Origin of the sequence: Pseudomonas sp. NPDC089554, assembly GCF_050280645.1 — a bacterium.
Classification (GTDB): Bacteria; Pseudomonadota; Gammaproteobacteria; order Pseudomonadales; family Pseudomonadaceae; genus Aquipseudomonas.
In genome coordinates, this window is the sequence record NZ_JBNNVR010000069.1 from 1 (window position 1) to 17,641 (window position 17,641).

General features: G+C 62.5%; 15 protein-coding genes. 6 read left to right on the plus strand and 9 right to left on the minus strand.

Annotated features, from left to right (window positions below; genetic code table 11):
- Both ACQKPE_RS18830 and ypfJ read right to left on the minus strand, forming a co-directional pair.
- On the minus strand, positions 1–1,549 hold a 1,549-nt coding region (locus tag ACQKPE_RS18830), incomplete at its 3' end, for a methyl-accepting chemotaxis protein (RefSeq protein ID WP_427668135.1).
- Between the two features lie 175 nt (positions 1,550–1,724).
- A complete protein-coding gene (gene ypfJ / locus ACQKPE_RS18835) occupies positions 1,725–2,600 on the minus strand; it encodes a KPN_02809 family neutral zinc metallopeptidase (RefSeq protein WP_427668136.1) in 876 nt (291 codons plus the stop codon).
- A gap of 404 nt (positions 2,601–3,004) precedes the next feature.
- Here ypfJ and ACQKPE_RS18840 point away from each other — a divergent pair, with 404 nt between their 5' ends.
- Positions 3,005–4,327, plus strand: coding sequence for a Tc toxin subunit A (locus ACQKPE_RS18840; protein WP_427668137.1), 1,323 nt, complete (start codon positions 3,005–3,007; stop codon positions 4,325–4,327).
- Here the strand turns inward: ACQKPE_RS18840 and ACQKPE_RS18845 are convergent.
- From ACQKPE_RS18845 to ACQKPE_RS18865, 5 genes are all read right to left on the minus strand, one after another.
- Positions 4,324–4,512, minus strand: coding sequence for a hypothetical protein (locus ACQKPE_RS18845; protein ID WP_427668138.1), 189 nt, complete (start codon positions 4,510–4,512; stop codon positions 4,324–4,326). The two genes, ACQKPE_RS18840 and ACQKPE_RS18845, sit on opposite strands and share 4 nt — an antisense overlap.
- A 133-nt stretch (positions 4,513–4,645) precedes the next feature.
- Positions 4,646–5,731 carry a tRNA (uridine(54)-C5)-methyltransferase TrmA gene (gene trmA, locus ACQKPE_RS18850; protein WP_427668139.1) on the minus strand — a complete coding sequence of 362 codons (1,086 nt, stop codon included), beginning with the start codon at positions 5,729–5,731 and terminating at the stop codon, positions 4,646–4,648.
- Entirely contained in the window at positions 5,728–7,023 is a 1,296-nt protein-coding gene (locus tag ACQKPE_RS18855; protein WP_427668140.1) for an NCS2 family permease, read from the minus strand. The genes trmA and ACQKPE_RS18855 overlap by 4 nt, the downstream gene beginning before the upstream one ends.
- A gap of 413 nt (positions 7,024–7,436) precedes the next feature.
- Complete coding sequence (locus ACQKPE_RS18860; RefSeq protein WP_427668141.1) at positions 7,437–8,984, minus strand: glycosyltransferase family 39 protein; 1,548 nt, start codon at positions 8,982–8,984, stop codon at positions 7,437–7,439.
- Positions 8,985–9,295: 311 nt separating this feature from the next.
- On the minus strand, positions 9,296–10,516 hold the full coding sequence (locus tag ACQKPE_RS18865; RefSeq protein ID WP_427668142.1) for an MFS transporter: 1,221 nt from the start codon (positions 10,514–10,516) through the stop codon (positions 9,296–9,298).
- A 346-nt stretch (positions 10,517–10,862) separates the two neighbouring features.
- Here ACQKPE_RS18865 and ACQKPE_RS18870 point away from each other — a divergent pair, with 346 nt between their 5' ends.
- The 3 genes from ACQKPE_RS18870 to ACQKPE_RS18880 are packed head-to-tail and all read left to right on the plus strand — an operon-like array spanning position 10,863 to position 13,463.
- Complete coding sequence (locus ACQKPE_RS18870) at positions 10,863–12,299, plus strand: cytochrome ubiquinol oxidase subunit I (RefSeq protein WP_427668143.1); 1,437 nt, start codon at positions 10,863–10,865, stop codon at positions 12,297–12,299.
- A gap of 3 nt (positions 12,300–12,302) precedes the next feature.
- Positions 12,303–13,310, plus strand: coding sequence for a cytochrome d ubiquinol oxidase subunit II (gene cydB, locus ACQKPE_RS18875; protein ID WP_427668144.1), 1,008 nt, complete (start codon positions 12,303–12,305; stop codon positions 13,308–13,310).
- 12 nt (positions 13,311–13,322) lie between these two features.
- Positions 13,323–13,463 carry a DUF2474 domain-containing protein gene (locus ACQKPE_RS18880; RefSeq protein WP_375101596.1) on the plus strand — a complete coding sequence of 47 codons (141 nt, stop codon included), beginning with the start codon at positions 13,323–13,325 and terminating at the stop codon, positions 13,461–13,463.
- A gap of 80 nt (positions 13,464–13,543) precedes the next feature.
- Here the strand turns inward: ACQKPE_RS18880 and ACQKPE_RS18885 are convergent, their stop codons facing one another.
- On the minus strand, positions 13,544–14,668 hold the full coding sequence (locus tag ACQKPE_RS18885) for a methyltransferase (protein ID WP_427668145.1): 1,125 nt from the start codon (positions 14,666–14,668) through the stop codon (positions 13,544–13,546).
- Positions 14,669–14,846: 178 nt separating this feature from the next.
- Here ACQKPE_RS18885 and ACQKPE_RS18890 point away from each other — a divergent pair, with 178 nt between their 5' ends.
- A complete protein-coding gene (locus tag ACQKPE_RS18890) occupies positions 14,847–15,623 on the plus strand; it encodes a ferredoxin--NADP reductase (protein WP_427668146.1) in 777 nt (258 codons plus the stop codon).
- Positions 15,624–15,666: 43 nt separating this feature from the next.
- Here the strand turns inward: ACQKPE_RS18890 and mscL are convergent, their stop codons facing one another.
- Positions 15,667–16,080, minus strand: coding sequence for a large-conductance mechanosensitive channel protein MscL (gene mscL, locus ACQKPE_RS18895; protein WP_427668147.1), 414 nt, complete (start codon positions 16,078–16,080; stop codon positions 15,667–15,669).
- 175 nt (positions 16,081–16,255) lie between these two features.
- Here mscL and radA point away from each other — a divergent pair, with 175 nt between their 5' ends.
- On the plus strand, positions 16,256–17,623 hold the full coding sequence (radA, locus tag ACQKPE_RS18900; protein WP_427668148.1) for a DNA repair protein RadA: 1,368 nt from the start codon (positions 16,256–16,258) through the stop codon (positions 17,621–17,623).
- Positions 17,624–17,641: the final 18 nt, after the last annotated feature.

The window sequence follows — 17,641 nt, forward strand, 5'->3', positions numbered from 1 at the left end:
GAGCCCACCTGGATGTGCCCGCCCAGCAGCGCGGTGGCGATTTCGCCGGCCCGGCTTCACCGGCCCGAGCGGCCTCGATGGCGGCGTTCAGGGCCAGCAGGTTGGTCTGCTCGGCCACCGACTTGATCACGTCCATGACGCTGCCGATCTTCTGGCTTTCCTGTTGCAACAGGTTCATCGCTTCGGTGGAGCGCTGCACTTCGGCAGCCAGGCGTTCGATCTGGCCGATCGCTTCGCCCACTACACGGTCGCCTTCGCGGGCTTGGCCGTCGGCGGTGTTGGCCGCGTGGGAAGCGTGCTCGGCATTGCGCGCCACTTCCTGCACGGTGGCGGCCATTTCATGCATGGCGGTCGCGACCTGGTCGGTTTCGGCCTTCTGGCTGTTGGCACCGGAGCTGGTCTGCTGGGTGACTGCCGAGAGCTCCTCGGCCGCGCTGGCGATCTGCGTGACGCCGTCGCGAATGCCGCTGATCAGGTCGCGCAGGGTGGTGCCCATACGTGCGATGCCTTGTTGCAGCACGCCCAGTTCGTCGCGGCGGGTGACGCGCAGGTTCTGGGTGAGGTCGCCGCTGGCGATCTTTTCCACCACGTCGAGGGTTTCGCGCAGTGGGCGGGTGATCTGGCGGGTGATGAGGAAGGCTGCCAGTACGCCGAACAGCAACGCCAGGGCGGTGGCGAAGAGTTGCAGGCTGCGGGCCTCGGCGCTTTCCGCATCGCGGCGCTCGAGCTGGATCTTGTAGAGGTCGTCGCTGATCTTGACGATGGTGTTGCCTTGTACGGTCATTTCCTGACGGGCCACGGCGACGGCGCCGGTAGCGTCGCGGAACTGGCCCAGGGCACTGCGGTAGCTCAGCAGCGCGGTGTCGAGCTGCTGCAGGCGTGCGGCGTCATCGGGCAACTGGCGCTTGAGTGTCTCGACCTCGGCCAGGGCCGCGTCGAACTGGCGCATGGCGGCCTGTTCGGCGGTGGCGTTCTGCTCTGCAATGTAGCCGCGTACGTCTACGCGCACTTGGGTCAGTTGCTGCTTGACCTTGCTGATGACCAAGTACTGCGCCAGGCGGCTGTCGGCATCGCCACGAGCAAGTACGTCGGCCGAAATGGCATCGATCGCCTCGCTGGCTTTCTGTGCGGTGGTGTTCATTGCCTCGCGCGTGGCCAGGCTGGTCCTGTAGCCCTGGCGCATCTTGTCCAGCGACACCCGGTACTGGTCGATGATCGCGCTCAGTTCGTTCAGCAGCTTGACGTTTTCCGGGCTCTTGAAGGTGGCCAGCAGGTGTTTTTGCTGGGTGCTGAAGGCCTCGAGCTTGGACAGGGTATTGGCCGCTGCGGTGTCGTCACCGTTGGCCAGCATGTATTGCAGGCGCGCCACCCGCAGGTTGGTCAGTTCGAGGTTGAGCTGGGTGATGTCGCTCATCCAGTTGCTGCGGTTGATAAGGCTGCCCAGGCTGTTCCAGCCGGTCAGGGCCAGCAGGCCGGTCAGTAGCAGTACCAGGCCGAAACCCAGCCCGAGTTTGAGGTTGACGCTGATGTTGGCGAACCAGCTGTTCATGCACGCTCTCCAGAAAAATGACTTCGCTCGCTTGATCTCACATCGCTGGGCGTTGTTCTTGTGGGTCCCGCAGACAAATGCACCGTGTTATCGGCAGCCATTGCCGAAGCTGAAACGTTTTGAGGTGGTTTTCTGACGAGTTGCGAGGTTAATGACTGGTGGGTCTCATTTCGAACTAGAGGCTGCTCGCGGCAAAGGTGTCGCAACGATTCACGTCGCCGTTGGCAAAGCCGGTCTTGAACCAGCGCACCCGCTGAGCCGAGGTGCCGTGGGTGAAGGAGTCCGGTACCACGCGGCCCTGGGCTTTTTGTTGCAGGCGGTCGTCGCCGATGGCATTGGCGGCGTTCAGGGCTTCCTCGACGTCGCCCGGCTCCAGCCAGTTCAGGCGCTTCTGCGCCTGGTAGGCCCAGACGCCGGCCAGGCAGTCGGCTTGCAGTTCCTGGCGTACCAGCAGGCCGTTGTCGCCTTCCAGGCGTTGGCCACTGCGCCGGGCAGCGTCGACTTTGGCCGAAACACCGAGCAGGGTTTGCACGTGGTGGCCGATCTCATGGGCAATTACATAGGCCTGGGCAAAGTCGCCAGCGGCAGCGAAGCGGGTTTCCATCTCGCGGAAGAACGACATGTCCAGGTACACCCGTTGGTCGCCGGGGCAATAGAAGGGGCCCACGGCCGAGGAGGCGAAGCCGCAGGCGGAACTGACCTGGCCGCTGAACAGCACCAGCTTGGGCTCGCGATACTGGCGACCGGCCTGGGCGAAGAGAGCGTTCCAGGTGTCCTCGGTGTCACCGAGGATCGAGGCGACGAACGCCGCCTGTTCGTCGTTGACCGCTGGCGCCTGGCCGCTGGGCGCCTGCTGTTGTTGCTGCATCTGCCCCGTGAGCTGGCCGAGGATCTGCAGCGGGTCCTGGCCGGTGAGCCAGCCGATACCGACGATCAGCAGGATGGCGCCGAGGCCTAGGCCTTTGCCGCCACCGAAACGCATGCCGCCGCCTCCACCCCCACCACGGGCGTCGACCACATTGTCGCTGCGTCGGCCTTTTCGCCAGTCCATGTAGGAGCTCCGGTTGTGGGGGCGAGGAGATAACAGCGTAGCTTAATCTCGTCACAACTGCTTACACATAACCAGCAGAGGATGCGCTGTACTGCTTATTTTCGCCTGCACCGATCTCGACCTGTGGGGGCGCCCGTCTGCCTGTTTCGCCCAAGTTTGCCAGCCTGTTAAAGGCATGCGTATATCAGTGGTAATTTGAAAAACATATTTTATGGAGAATAAAGTAGTGGGCGTGGGTTCGTTTTAGCGCGTTGAAAAGGTGAGGAGGAAATGTTTCCCGTCTGGTAGAGGTGTGAGCTTAATAATTGGATTTTTCGCCTTATGGTTGGGGTTGTTAATCAATCGACTCTGTCGAGTTATTAACAAAAAGTTACTTATACCCTCCGCATAATAAGGTGTGAAAAATGGCTCGAAACCCTACTGATGAAGTGCTCGACATCGTCGAAAAAATGGGCTGCGCTACATTGGCGCAGACCGGCGAATTCTCCATGGAGGAAATGCAGGAAAAACTGGGTGACGCCGTTGATTGCATTGAGGCCGCGCGCCTGCATGGGGTGGTGCGTCAGGCCTGCGACCAGGCATTGCTTGCCAGCAAGCACAGCAGCATACGTGCTTCGCCGCTGCTTCCCGGTGTTTTGGAGGCAGTGGCTGAGCCGGCGCCCATGACAGAGGGTCAGGTGTTGGCTATGCCTTCTGGCGCCGACTCACCGATCGAGGCTCGCGATACGCAGTACACCGCGCCAGGTGACGTGGCCTCGCAGTTCTCGCCTGCGGCCTATCTCAGCGAGCTTTACCGCCAGGCACGCATGCTGTATCCCGAGCAAAGCCCCTGGCATATCGACCAGCGCCGACCGGACCTGAAGCAACTGATCCTCGACCAGAAAAACCTGGACACCCCGGTAACTGCCCTGAGCCTGTCCAATGAAATACTGCTCGGTCGCGCTCGTGTGGTGATGTCGGAAGACGGCAGTCCGGCGCCCAGTGACGAGCAACTCCTCGACGCGCTCTCGACCCAGGTGGGGAGCCCAGGAGTCCCCTATCACCACCACCACGACCGTGTGCGTCAGGTATTCGCGCTCAAGGACCCACAGTTCGAACACCTGCTCGCGGCGTCGGCGTTCGCCACGCACCTTGATGACGTTTTCCTGGCCTGCGTTCATTACTCGATCCCGCCGGCATTGCGCACGTTGCTGACCGATGAAATCAATAAGGAAAATGCAAAAGATAAGTTTATCAATTATTTTCCAGGCACGACGCCCGAGTGGCTGCTTCAGCCGGCGTCCCTGCGTAATTGGTTTGGGTTGTCGGATGCGGAACTTCAAGACTTCATGGGGGCGCTCGATCGAGCGGAATATAAAGGTCAACGCTTGACGACACGTGTCGACGACAACTTGGTAGAGGTCAGCATCAGTGGGGCATCCAGCTTTATCAATTACGTCAGGCTTTATCCGCTACCCGGTGGGCAGTGGCAATTAGCGTTTAACTTGAAAGTCAGTGATGTAGATTACTTCGTCACTAATGGTGCCTTCCGTGTTGCCGTCAATGCACGAGACTTCGGTGTCGAGCTACTGTCGCCCAACACCGAGTACCGTCAGCTGTTCGATGGCAGCGAGTTGCCCAGCGAATTCACCTTCACCACCTACTGGCAGAAATCCCGGGCGGCAGGTGGCGCTGGGCACAGAAGTACGTTCAGTGTGCGGTGCGAGCAGTCCTCGGCCGATGCCTAGGGGCCTTTGCCGAACAGGTCGCCTTCGACGTTGGCATAGCTGACCGCACCGTTGGTACCGTCGACTTTTTGCCATTTCGACTGGCTGGCGTCGGGAATGGAGATCAAGGCGTCAGCGGCCGCCTGAGCCATGCCGGTAACAGCGCTGAGGGTGAGGGCGGCTGCGATTGCAGGCAGTAGTTTCATGGTTTGGCTCCTTCGCCAGGCTAGTGAGGGGCAAAGGCTAGGCAACCGCTCCATGGGTTACAGGTAGGATTGTTCGACGGAGAATGTGGGATGTCGTTGATAGCGGGGCCATTGCGGCCCCGCCAGGGGTGGGTCAGCGGCGTACCAGTAGTACACCGCTTTCCATGTGGTGGGTGTAGGGGAACTGGTCGAACAGCGCGCAGCGCTCGATGCGGTGGGTGTCGTGCAGCTGGGCGATGTTCTGCGCCAGGGTTTGCGGGTTGCACGAGATGTACAGGATGCGCTCGAAGCGTCGGGTGAGTTCGCAGGTGTCCGGGTCCATGCCGGCGCGTGGAGGGTCGACGAACACAGTGCCGAAGTCGTAGCTTTTCAGGTCGATGCCTTCCAGGCGACGGAACGGGCGCACCTCGTTCAGCGCCTGGGTTAGCTCTTCGGCGGACAGGCGCACCAGGCGCACGTTGTCGATGCCATTTTCATCCAGGTTGTGCAGCGCGGCGTTCACCGAGGTCTTGCTGATTTCCGTGGCCAGCACCTGGCGTGCACGGGTGGCCAGCGGCAGGGTGAAGTTGCCGTTGCCGCAGTACAGCTCCAGCAGGTCGTCGCTGCGCTCGCCCATGGCCTCGACCGCCCAGCCCAGCATCTTCTGGTTCACCGTGCCATTGGGCTGGGTGAACGCGCCTTCCGGTTGACGGTAGCTGAAGGTGCGCCCGGCGATGTCGAGCTGTTCCACCGCATAGTCGCGACCGACCACCAAACGCTTGCCCTTGGAGCGGCCGATCACGCTGACGTCGAGGTCGGCGGCCAACTGCTGCGCAGTGGCTTCCCAGGCTTCGTCGAGGGGGCGGTGGTAGCACAGGGTGACCATCGCATCGCCCGCCAGGGTGGTGAGGAACTCCACCTGGAACAGGCGGTTGCCCAACGCCTCGCTGGCTTGCCAAGCGGCTTTCATGCGCGGCATCAGGGCGTTGATGCGCTGGCTGGCGATGGGGAAGTCGTCGATCAGGATCGCCTTGTGCTTCTCGCCCGGGGCGAACATCGCGTAGTGGCGCTGGCCGTCCTCGCGCCACAGGCGGAACTCCGCCCGCAGGCGGTAGTGCTCGCGCGGCGAGTCGAACACGGCAGGTTCCGGCGCCCCGAAAGGCGCCAGCAGTTCGCGCAGCTGCGCGGCCTTGGCGTCGAGCTGGGCGGTGTAGGTGGAGGGGTCGAAGACAGCACTCATGCGTTTAGCCAGCCCAACTTGATGACGAACAGGATGGAGAGGATGACCAGCGCCGAGTTCAGCTCGTGGCGCCGGCCCGAGATCAGCTTCACGACGGTCCAGGCGATGAAGCCGAAGGCGATGCCGTTGGCGATCGAATAGGTCAGCGGCATGGCCAGGGCCGTCACCATCACCGGCGCGGCCTCGGTGACGTCGTCCCAGTTTATTTCCGCCAGGCCCGAGGCCATCAGCACGGCGACGAACAGCAGTGCAGGCGCGGTGGCGAAGGCCGGCACGCTACCGGCCAGCGGCGCGAAGAACAGTGCCAGCAGGAACAATGCGGCCACCACGATGGCGGTCAGGCCGGTGCGCCCGCCGGCGCTCACGCCGGCAGCCGACTCGATGTAGCTGGTGGTGGTCGAGGTGCCCAGCAGCGAGCCGGCCATGGCGGCGGTACTGTCGGCGATCAGCGCGCGGCCCATCTTCGGCATGTGGCCGTCCTTGCGCATCAGCCCGGCACGCTTGGCCACGGCGATCAGGGTACCGGAGTTGTCGAACAGGTCGACGAACAGGAAGGCGAAGATCACGCTCACCAGGCCCACGTCCAGGGCACCGGCGATGTCCAGTTGCAGGAAGGTCGGGGCCAGTGACGGCGGCATGGAGACGATGCCGCCGAAGGGGGTAACGCCCAGCAGGATCGAGGCCAGGGTCACCAGCAGGATGCCGATCAGCACCGCGCCGCGAACCTTCAGCGCTTCAAGGCCAACGATCAGGAAAAAGCCCAGGGCGGCGAGTATCGGCGCCGGTTGCTTGAGGTCGCCCAGGCCCACAAGCGTGGCCGGGTTGTCTACCACGATACCGGCATTGTTCAGGGCGATCAGCGCCAGGAACAGGCCGATGCCTGCGGCGATGGCCGAGCGCAGCGGCAGCGGGATACTGTTCACGATCCATTCGCGGATACGGAAGATCGACAGCAGGAAGAACAGTACAGCCGACAGGAACACCGCACCCAGCGCCACCTGCCAGGTATGGCCCATGTGCAGCACCACGGTGTAGGTGAAGAAGGCGTTCAGGCCCATGCCCGGCGCCAGGGCGATCGGGTAGTTGGCGATCAGGCCCATGGTTGCCGAGCCGATGGCGGCGGCCAGGCAGGTGGCGACGAAGATCGCGCCCTTGTCCATGCCGGTCTCGCCGAGGATGCTCGGGTTGACGAACAGGATGTAGGCCATGGCCAGGAAGGTGGTGACGCCCGCGAGAATCTCGGTGCGCACGTTGGTGTTGTGTGCTTTTAGTTGAAACAGCCTTTCCAGCATGCCTGCTCCCTGGGGCGCTCGTTGGCGCTATGAGTTGTCGGTCCCATCAGCAAAGCACAGATCGGGCCGAAAAAAGCCGCGCATCATACCAGTATGATGAGCAGGGAGTAACGTTGAGGTACCAACCTCGGATGAACGCCCTTGAGGTACGCCGGGCATCATGTAGGTTTTGCATCTGTAGGCTGATTGACAGGTGCAGATGCACTGCGGCTCGCTCCTGCGGGCCTGTACCCAGGCCCGGCAGGAGACCTCCGATTTCGTACTTCGCAAATGCACGCTGTGCACTAGAGGGGAAAGTGAATTTGAAGGATTTCGGCGTTATGCCGACGGCGGCAATAACTTCTCACCTGGGGAGGCCAAAATTCGCCAGAGGCGCTTCTTGCTAGCTCCCATGTTTGACGCTTGTGGGAGGGTCATCGTGCGTCCTGTTCTGCGTGCGGCTCGGGCTCAGGGGTCGAGAGAGCATTGAATTTATACAGGTACATGTCGGGATAAACCGGGTCATTGGTCCTGAATATCACGCGCTCTTTATAGAAACCGGCAGCGTTCATGGCATGTTCGGCTTTCTCATCCCCATACTCGAACGTGTACAGGGCTTCGTTTCTGCGGCCGGCGTCGGTGAGCTGGCGGTAGTAATACTCTGATTGCGTGTAAACGAGGGCGTACTGGTTGAGGTACGGTTTGTAGTCGTTATACAGGCGGAAACCGTAACTCCAGCCGCCAATGACGCGCTGCCCATTGAGGAAGGTAAGGTCCTTCATGGCGTTCTGGTAGCTGTACTGGGGCGCTGCATACACGTTCTTGAAGGTAGGAATGGCGAACAGGGTCGCCGTCGTGAGTGCGGTCCCGACCAGCAGGGGCGTGCTGTATATCCGGGGCAGCCGGTCCAGAAGCAGGTGCGCCAGGAACAGGCAAAGGTAGAGGCAGACAGGCAGAATGAATACCAGCTTGCGTTCAGGGTAGTCATTGATAAATGCGCATTGCAGGAGGAAGCACAGCACGAACACCAGAACGACCTTGTCGATGTGCGTTACACGTCTGTTGTTAAAAAATGCCAGCAAAGTCAGCACTGCCAGAGAAATTATCGAGGCAATCAGGAAGTAAACGTGTGAACTGAAGAAACTGGCATTTCTGATGGCCAGTATCTTCAAGACCATTTGCACAAAGACGTTTGAACGCTCGTCTGCAATACGTCCGGAGAGGATGCTTTTTGTCGTAAGGAAATCACTTATCGAGTGGCCCAGCGCGTAAAAGCAAAGCAAGTAGATACAGGCTCCGACCAGTGCGCCGATGGCATAGGTGGCGGTGCTGGAAATCGGTTTGTCGAGGTTGCCTGCCAGTAGAACAATCAGCGCGAACAGACCGAGGAATGCGTTGGTTGGATAAATGAACAGCCAAGCTATGGAAATAGCGATGCCAAGCATGAAAATATGGCTTCGAGCGGTATAGTTCTTGTGGGCGAATACCAGCAGTATCACCGCCGCTGCTGCCATTCGGAAGATCGTGGGCTCGGCAATCCGGGTAGCTAGTGTGAAGCTGAGCTCCGAGATCAGCACGGTGCAGAACAACACGGCACTCAATAGGCCAAAACGTTTAAGTATGAGGGTGTAGAAGCAGGCTAGAACGATCATTCCGGCAAGCACGGAGGGCAACCTCAGGCCGAAATAGTTGTCGCCAAACAGTAGCAGCGATCCTGCAGTGATGAACTGCTCGACCATATTGTAGGCCGAGTACGGTGGGCTGAGCAGGGTACCGCTGGGGGAGTGAATGCCCTCGACCACGTCAAACGCTGCGGGGGTGTAATAAAACTCATCGATAGGGCTGTAGTGACTGATGCTCCAGATGGGGATGTCAGCACTCAGGGCATACAGGCGAGAAACTGAAAATGCCAACATCAGCAGTATAAATAGCAATAGGTTTTTCTTTGAGAGTAAAGTTTTCGATGTTGGTGAGCTTTGCAATTCCAGGTCTCGCTTTCGTTTAAGGCGCTTTGTTTTCGCCTATTTATCTTGATGTTTTAATTTTTGCTTTTGTACCTGAGTTTAACTTTTAAAGTTACATGCTTTCAGGTGTGCTTGTGTGGTCCTTCTGATCCTACCAAAAGAGAAGAAGATAAGTAACATTTCAGGTCTCATGCATCGGCATGAAGCCTGGCGCGTGGCGACAATGGGCTATCCGGTTCGGGCGTGCCCGCCAGTGCGGTCGAGCATTTGGCGGATAGCGTTGAGCCGTTTGTATGAGCGTGTGTGGGGCGGGTGTCAACTACGGAGCGTTATTGGCTGTGCAGGTGATCCCTGCCCGCTAGTGTAGGAAACAGCTTGATCCACACCCCGGTCACCACCAGCGTCCCCACACCGCCCATCACCACCGCCGGCACCGTCCCAAACCAGTGCGCGGTCACCCCCGATTCGAACTCGCCGAGCTGGTTCGAGGCACCGATGAACAGCCCGTTCACCGCGCTCACCCGGCCACGCATTTCATCCGGCGTCTCCAACTGCACGAAGGCGCCGCGGATGACCATGCTGATCATGTCCGCCGCGCCCAGCACCACCAGCACCGCCAGCGAGAACCAGAACGAGGTCGAGAGGCCGAAGGCGATGGTCGCCACGCCGAATATCCCGACCGCCGTGAACATGGTGCGCCCGACCTTGCGCTCCACCGGGAAGCGCGCCAGCCACAGCGACATCAGCAACGCGCCCACCGCTGGGGCCGAGCGCAGCAGGCCAAGCCCCCAGGCACCGGTGAGCAGGATGTCCTTGGCGAACACCGGCAGCAGCGCGGTGGCACCGCCGAGCAGCACGGCGAACAGGTCCAGGGAGATGGCGCCGAGGATGTCCGGGCGGCTGCGAATGAAGCGGATGCCGGCCAGCAGCGACTCCAGGCTGGCGCGGCCCGTTTGCGGCGCCTGTGGCCGGGCATTGAGGGTGAGCATCAGGGTGCAGGCGGCGGCGTACAGCAACACCGTGGGGCCGTACACCCAGATGCTGCCGAAGGCGTACAGCAAGCCGCCGACGGCCGGGGCGACGATGGTCGCGGCCTGGGTCGCCGAGGCAGATGCGGCCACTGCACGCGGGAACAGCCCCGGCGGCACCACGTTGGGCAGCAGCGCCTGGGTGGCGGGCATCTCGAACGAGCGGGTGGCGCCGAGCAGGAAGGCCAGGAGGAAGATCAACTCGCGGCTGACGTTGTCGGTGGCGCTGCCCAACGCCAACACCAGCGCGATCAGGCCTTGCAGGCTTTGGCACAGGGCGGCGACGCGGCGCCGGTCGTAGCGGTCTGCGACGTGGCCGGTGTGCAGCATGAACAGCACCCGCGGGGCGAACTCCACCAGGCCGACCAGGCCCAGGTCCAGGACATTGCCGGTGAGCTGGTAGAGGTGCCAGCCGATGGCCACGGTGAGCATCTGGAAACCGCTGGCGGTGAAGACCCGAGCCAGCCAGAAGGCGAGAAAGGGGCGGTGATGGCGCAACAGCTGCGGGGCGGACTCGGACATCGGAAAACCTGGAGCCTCAGCATGAAACGAGGGGTTGCAGAGTATCACCTGTTTGTAACAAAGAGTTGCTGCTTGCCGACCTGGGCATTTTTTTCATGCGCCGGTAAGGGGGTGAGGCAACCGGTCACGCGTGGCAATCAACCACATAACCTGCCCGTTTATTCAGGACTATGCTTCCCAGCATGCGTTGATCTGGGTCAATCGTTCCAGATGCAACGATTGGCCTATGAGCCGAATTCCCTGCGATCGAACAGAACAATTCCAGCACGCCGCACTCGATCACTGTGGGGGCAGTGGGCGCCAAGGCCACAAGCCTGAACGCCGGATCACCTGAAGAGGAAGCATCATGTTCGGTTTGGAAGCCCTGGAGCTCGCCCGAATCCAGTTTGCCTTTACCATCTCTTTCCACATCATCTTCCCGGCCATCACCATTGGCCTGGCCAGCTACCTGGCGGTGCTCGAAGGCCTCTGGCTGAAGACCGGCCACAACGTCTACCGCGACCTCTACCACTTCTGGTCGAAGATCTTCGCCGTCAACTTCGGCATGGGCGTGGTCTCCGGCCTGGTCATGGCCTACCAGTTCGGCACCAACTGGAGCCGCTTTTCCGATTTCGCCGGCGCCGTCACCGGCCCGTTGCTCACTTATGAAGTGTTGACCGCGTTCTTCCTCGAGGCGGGCTTTTTGGGCGTGATGCTGTTCGGCTGGAACCGCGTCGGCCGGGGCCTGCACTTCTTCTCGACGGTGATGGTGGCGATCGGCACGCTGGTCTCGACCTTCTGGATCCTCTCCTCCAACAGCTGGATGCAAACCCCCCAGGGCTACGAGATCGTCGATGGCCGGGTGATCCCGGTGGACTGGCTGGCGGTGGTCTTCAACCCATCGTTCCCCTATCGCCTGGCCCACATGGCCACTGCGGCCTTCGTTGCCACCGCCTTCTTCGTCGGCGCCTCGGCGGCCTGGCACCTGCTGCGTGGGCGTGACAACCCGGCGGTGCGCAAGATGCTGTCGATGGCCATGTGGATGGCGCTGATCGTCGCGCCGATTCAGGCGGTGATCGGCGACTTCCATGGGCTGAACACCCTCAAGCACCAACCGGCGAAGATCGCCGCCATCGAGGGCCACTGGGAGAACATTCCCGGTGAGCCGACGCCGTTGATCCTCTTCGGCTGGCCCGACATGCAGGCCGAGACCACCCGCTACAAGCTGGAGATCCCGGCGCTGGGCAGCCTGATCCTGACCCACAGCCTCGACCAGCAAGTGCCGGCACTGAAGGAGTTTCCGCCCGAGGACCGGCCCAACTCGACCATCGTGTTCTGGTCGTTCCGCATCATGGTCGGGCTGGGCATGCTGATGATCCTGGTCGGCCTGTGGAGCTTGTGGCTGCGTAAGCGCGACACCTTGTACAGCTCGCGGCCATTCCTGTACCTGACCCTGTGGATGGGGCCGTCGGGGCTGATCGCGATTCTCGCCGGCTGGTTCACCACCGAGATCGGGCGCCAGCCATGGATCGTGTACGGGCTGATGCGCACCTCCGAAGGGGTGTCCAACCACAGCTATACGCAGCTGGGGCTGACCCTGGTGATGTTCGTAGTGGTGTATTTCGCGCTGTTCGGTGCCGGTATCGGCTACATGCTGCGCCTGGTGCGCAAGGGGCCGAAGACCGGCGAGGGCGAGGAGGTCAACCCGGGCGGGCCTGGGCAGAAACGTACGCCAGCGCGGCCGCTGTCGGCCGCCGACGACGAGACCGAACACGACACCACCCACTCGGCCAAGGGGAACTGAACCATGGGTATCGACCTTCCGCTGATCTGGGCCGTGATCATCATCTTCGGGGTGATGATGTACGTGGTGATGGACGGCTTCGACCTAGGCATCGGCATGCTCTTCCCCTTCGTCAAGGGCGAGCGTGACCGCGATGTGATGATGAATACCGTCGCCCCAGTGTGGGACGGCAACGAAACCTGGCTGGTACTGGGTGGCGCAGGGTTGTTCGGCGCCTTCCCGCTGGCCTACGCGGTGGTGCTCGAAGCGCTGTACCTGCCGCTGATGCTGATGCTGATCGGGCTGATCTTCCGCGGCGTGGCCTTCGAGTTTCGCTTCAAGGCCAAGGCCGACAAGCGCCACCTCTGGGACAAGGCGTTCATCTGGGGCTCGTTGGTGGCGACCTTCTTCCAGGGCGTGGCGCTGGGCACCTTCATCGAAGGCTTCAAGGTGGTCGACCGCAAGTTCGCTGGTGGCTCGCTGGACTGGCTGACGCCGTTCGCGCTGTTCTCCGGGCTGGGGCTGATCGTCGCCTATACCTTGCTCGGCTGCACCTGGCTGATCATGAAGACCGAAGGGCCGTTGCAGAAGCAGATGCACGACATCGCCCGGCCCCTGGCGCTGGTGCTGCTGGCGGTGATCGGCATCGTCAGCCTGTGGACCCCGCTGGCCTACCCGCAGATCGCCGACCGTTGGTTCAGCATGCCGAACCTGGTGTGGTTCATGCCGGTGCCGATCCTGGTGCTGGTGACCTTCTACGGGCTGCTGCGAGCGGTGGCGCGCAATGCCAACTACACGCCGTTCCTGCTGACCCTGGTGCTGATCTTCCTCGGCTACAGCGGTTTGGGTATCAGCCTGTGGCCGAACATCATCCCGCCGTCGATTTCCATCTGGGACGCTGCGGCGCCACCGCAGAGCCAGGGTTTCATGCTGGTGGGGACGCTGTTCATCCTGCCATTCATCCTCGGGTACACGTTCTGGAGCTACTACGTGTTCCGCGGCAAGGTCACCCATGACGATGGCTATCACTAGGAGGCTTGCGACATGAATGCAGAAGAGAAGAAGCCGTTGTTGCAACGCCTGGGCTGGCTGGTGCTGATCTGGCTGCTGAGCGTGGCCGCGCTGGGGGCGGCGGCCTGGGTGATGCGAATGTTCATGGCGGCGGCGGGGTTGACCACGCACTAGCGCTTATTTGTGGGAGCGGCCTTGTGTCGCGATAGGGCCGCTCCCACACCCAAGGCCGCTCCCACAACTCATCCAAACATCTACTTGCGGGCCTTGAGCACCACGAACTTGGGCGTCGCCGCCACCTGCTCCACGCCCCGGAACAGGCGCGACAGCTTGCTGTGGTAACCCAGGTGGCGGTTGCCGACTATGTACAGCGCGCCGCCCACCACCAACGCTTCGCGGGCCTGCTGGAACATGCGCCAGGCGAGGAAATCGCCCACCACCTGCTGCTGGTGGAACGGCGGGTTGCACAGCACCACGTCCAGCGACTGTTTCTCCTGGCCGGCCAGGCCATCGCCCGGCTGGATCACCGCGCCGCGCTCGCCCAGCGCCGCTTGCCAGTTCTCCTTGGCCGACTGCACCGCCATGTACGACTCGTCCACCAAGGTGTAGTGCGCCTCGGGGTTGGCCAGGGCGCTGGCGATGGCCAGCACGCCGTTGCCGCAGCCCAGGTCCGCCACCCGCGCGCTGCCCAGGCCCTGGGGCAGGTGCGGGAGGAAGGCGCGGGTGCCGATGTCCAGCCCTTCGCGGCAGAACACGTTGGCGTGGTTGAGCAGCTCCAGCGCCGGGGTGTCGAGGCGGTAGCGGGTGGGGTAGGGCGAGGCGACGACCGGGCGCGGTTGATAATGCGCAGTCAGCAAGCGTGCCTTCTTCTGTGCAAGCGACGCCTGCACCGGGCCGATGTATTTTTCCATAAGGTCGCCCGCAGCGCGTGGCAGGTGCTTGATCATCGCCCCGGCAATCACCTCGGCGCCTTCGGCCAGGTGGCCTTGCAGGCGTATCAACTGCTCTTCGAGCAATGCCAGGGTCTTGGGCACCCGCAGCAGCACGCGGTCGAAGGGGCCTTGCCACTGCGCGCTGGCCGGCACGAACGGCACGCTGTCATAGGGCTTGCCATTGCGTGCCAGGTTCTTTTCCAGGGCCAGGTGCGCCAGGTGCGAGTCGCCACTGCTGACCACCTGCACATGCCCGGCCAGGCTGGCGGCCAAGGCGCCGAAGCTGTCGTTGAGCACCAGTACCCGGCAGCCGGGCTGCGGCGTCTGGCTGGCCAGGTGCTCGAGCAGGTACTGGTCGGCGGTGTCGAAGGCCTGCAGCGGGTCGTTGTGCTGTTCCGGCTGGCGGATCAGGTCAAGGTCGGCGAAGGGGCTGTTCAGCAGGGGCATGGGGTCTGGCTCGAATGCAAGGCTGCTTGCCGAGGTTCACGACAAGCTTGAAGGGGGCAATTCTACAGGGGTTTGTACGGGCCAGGGGCGCGCTGTCGGGGCGAGTCCCTACAAACCCTCGGTGTTCATTCTGGGCGCTTTGCGCGAAACTGTGCGCACCCAGCCCCCGGAGCCCGTCATGACCGCCAGTGCCGACAAGTTCACCCGCCAGACTCTGCTCGCTGTTCAGCCTCTGACGCCGAACCTGTTCAGCCTGCGCGTTACCCGCGACCCAGGTTTTCGCTTCCGCGCCGGGCAGTTCGCCCGCCTGGGGGTGACCAAGGCCGATGGCAGCGTGGTGTGGCGCGCCTACTCGATGGTCAGCGCGCCCCATGACGAGTTCCTCGATTTCTTTTCCATCGTGGTGCCAGGCGGGGAATTCACCAGTGAACTGAGCCGCCTGGGCGAGGGCGATACGCTGCTGATCGAGCGCCTGCCGTTCGGCTACCTGACCCTCGACCGCTTCGTCGGCGGCCGTGACCTGTGGCTGCTGGCCACCGGCACCGGCATCGCGCCGTTCGTGTCGATCCTCCAGGACTTCGAGGCCTGGGAGCGGTTCGACAATATCAAGCTGGTGTATTCGGTGCGCGAGGCCAAGGAGCTGGCCTATGTCGACCTGATCGCGGGGCTCGAGCAACGCGACTATCTGGCCGAGTTCGCCGGCAAGTTGCAGTTCATTCCGGTGGTCACCCGCGAGTCTCACCCTGGTGCGCTGAATGCGCGTATCACCACGCTGATCGAGAACGGCGAACTGGAGAAGGCGGCGGGGCTCGAGCTGTCGCCGGAGCATTCGCGGATCATGCTGTGCGGCAACCCCGAGATGATCGACGAGACGCGCAAGGTGCTCAAGGCGCGTGACCTGCAACTGAGCCTGAGCAAGCGCCCGGGGCAGGTGGCGGTAGAGAACTACTGGTAGCCAGCAGCGGCCGCATCGAGGGCCACCGCTGGCTCAAGCCACATCAGGGCTGGCGGTTCTGCGCCTTGAGCAGGTCGCGAATCTCGGTCAGCAGGGTTTCCTGCGGGGTCGGCGCAGGCGGCACGCTGGGCGCCACGGCCTCTTCGCGCTTGAGGCGGTTGATCACCTTCACGCCCATGAAGATGGCGAAGGCCACGATCACGAAGTCGATCACCGTCTGGATGAACTTGCCATAGGCCAGCACCACCGCCGGAATATCCCCTTCGGCTGCCTTCAGGGTGATGGCCAGGTCACTGAAGTCCACGCCGCCGATCAGCAGGCCCAGCGGCGGCATGATGACATCGCCGACGAAGGACGAGACGATCTTGCCGAAGGCCGCGCCGATGATGATACCGACCGCCATGTCGACGACGTTGCCCTTGACCGCGAAGGCCTTGAATTCACTGATTACGCCCATGGTTTATTCCCTGTAACAAATGGATAAGTAGTCGCAGTGTAAGCCAGCAATGGGCTTAATGCCTTGCACAGCAGTTACTGACTGCACCCGCTGCGAATAGTTTTGTCGCTGTGCGGCACGCTCAAGACACGCCTTGCTCGGCTATCATGGCGAATTTTCCCCAGGAGACCGACCCATGGCCAAGGCCAAGCGCTTGTATGGCTGCACCGAGTGCGGCGCGACCTTTCCCAAGTGGGCGGGCCAGTGCGGCGAGTGCGGCGCCTGGAACACCCTGGTCGAAACCATGATCGAAAGCGCCGGTGCCGCTGCCCCCAGCGGGCGCGCCGGCTGGACCGGGCAGCAGGCGCAGATCAAGACCCTGGCCGAGGTCAGCGTCGAGGAAATCCCACGCTTCACTACCAGCAGCACCGAGCTCGACCGCGTGCTCGGCGGCGGCCTGGTGGACGGCTCGGTGGTGCTGATTGGTGGCGACCCGGGCATCGGCAAGTCGACCATCCTGCTGCAAACCTTGTGCAACATCGCCACGCAGATGCCCGCGCTGTACGTCACCGGCGAAGAGTCGCAGCAGCAGGTGGCCATGCGTTCGCGGCGCCTGGGTTTGCCCCAGGACCAGCTCAAGGTGATGACCGAAACCTGCATCGAAACCATCATCGCCACCGCCCGCGTGGAAAAACCCCGGGTGATGGTGATCGACTCGATCCAGACCATCTTCACCGAACAGTTGCAGTCTGCCCCCGGCGGCGTGGCCCAGGTGCGCGAGAGCACGGCGCTGCTGGTGCGCTACGCCAAGCAGAGCGGCACGGCGATCTTCCTGGTCGGCCACGTCACCAAGGAAGGTTCGCTGGCCGGCCCTCGCGTGCTGGAGCACATGGTCGACACAGTGCTGTACTTCGAGGGAGAGTCCGATGGCCGCCTGCGCCTGCTGCGGGCGGTGAAGAACCGCTTTGGCGCGGTCAACGAGCTGGGTGTGTTCGGCATGACCGACCGCGGGCTCAAGGAAGTTTCCAACCCCTCGGCGATCTTCCTCAACCGCACCCAGGAAGAGGTGCCCGGCAGCGTGGTGATGGCCACCTGGGAAGGCACCCGGCCGATGTTGGTGGAGGTGCAGGCGCTGGTTGACGACAGCCACCTGGCCAACCCACGCCGCGTCACCCTGGGCCTGGACCAGAACCGCCTGGCCATGCTGCTGGCGGTGCTGCACCGCCATGGCGGTATTCCTACCCACGACCAGGACGTGTTCCTCAACGTGGTCGGCGGGGTCAAAGTGCTGGAGACCGCCTCGGACCTGGCCCTGCTGGCCGCGGTGATGTCGAGCCTGCGCAACCGCCCGCTGGCCCATGGCCTGCTGGTGTTCGGCGAAATCGGCCTGTCCGGCGAAGTGCGCCCGGTGCCCAGCGGCCAGGAACGCTTGAAGGAAGCGGCCAAGCATGGCTTCAAGCGCGCCATCGTGCCCAAGGGCAATGCACCGAAGGAGTCACCGCCTGGCTTGCAGGTGATTGCCGTGACCCGTCTGGAACAGGCCTTGGACGCGCTGTTCGAGTAACACGGCTTCTTGCAACTG

Excerpts from the sequence above, each read along its gene's own strand:
- ACQKPE_RS18855 (WP_427668140.1), bottom strand. The coding sequence starts at position 7,023 with ATGCTGGAAAGGCTGTTTCAACTAAAAGCACACAACACCAACGTGCGC.
- ACQKPE_RS18880 (WP_375101596.1), top strand. The coding sequence starts at position 13,323 with ATGAATGCAGAAGAGAAGAAGCCGTTGTTGCAACGCCTGGGCTGGCTG.
- ypfJ (WP_427668136.1), bottom strand. The coding sequence starts at position 2,600 with ATGGACTGGCGAAAAGGCCGACGCAGCGACAATGTGGTCGACGCCCGT.
- cydB (WP_427668144.1), top strand. The coding sequence starts at position 12,303 with ATGGGTATCGACCTTCCGCTGATCTGGGCCGTGATCATCATCTTCGGG.
- ACQKPE_RS18865 (WP_427668142.1), bottom strand. The coding sequence starts at position 10,516 with ATGTCCGAGTCCGCCCCGCAGCTGTTGCGCCATCACCGCCCCTTTCTC.
- ACQKPE_RS18840 (WP_427668137.1), top strand. The coding sequence starts at position 3,005 with ATGGCTCGAAACCCTACTGATGAAGTGCTCGACATCGTCGAAAAAATG.
- mscL (WP_427668147.1), bottom strand. The coding sequence starts at position 16,080 with ATGGGCGTAATCAGTGAATTCAAGGCCTTCGCGGTCAAGGGCAACGTC.
- ACQKPE_RS18890 (WP_427668146.1), top strand. The coding sequence starts at position 14,847 with ATGACCGCCAGTGCCGACAAGTTCACCCGCCAGACTCTGCTCGCTGTT.
- trmA (WP_427668139.1), bottom strand. The coding sequence starts at position 5,731 with ATGAGTGCTGTCTTCGACCCCTCCACCTACACCGCCCAGCTCGACGCC.
- ACQKPE_RS18845 (WP_427668138.1), bottom strand. The coding sequence starts at position 4,512 with ATGAAACTACTGCCTGCAATCGCAGCCGCCCTCACCCTCAGCGCTGTT.
- ACQKPE_RS18885 (WP_427668145.1), bottom strand. The coding sequence starts at position 14,668 with ATGCCCCTGCTGAACAGCCCCTTCGCCGACCTTGACCTGATCCGCCAG.
- ACQKPE_RS18870 (WP_427668143.1), top strand. The coding sequence starts at position 10,863 with ATGTTCGGTTTGGAAGCCCTGGAGCTCGCCCGAATCCAGTTTGCCTTT.
- radA (WP_427668148.1), top strand. The coding sequence starts at position 16,256 with ATGGCCAAGGCCAAGCGCTTGTATGGCTGCACCGAGTGCGGCGCGACC.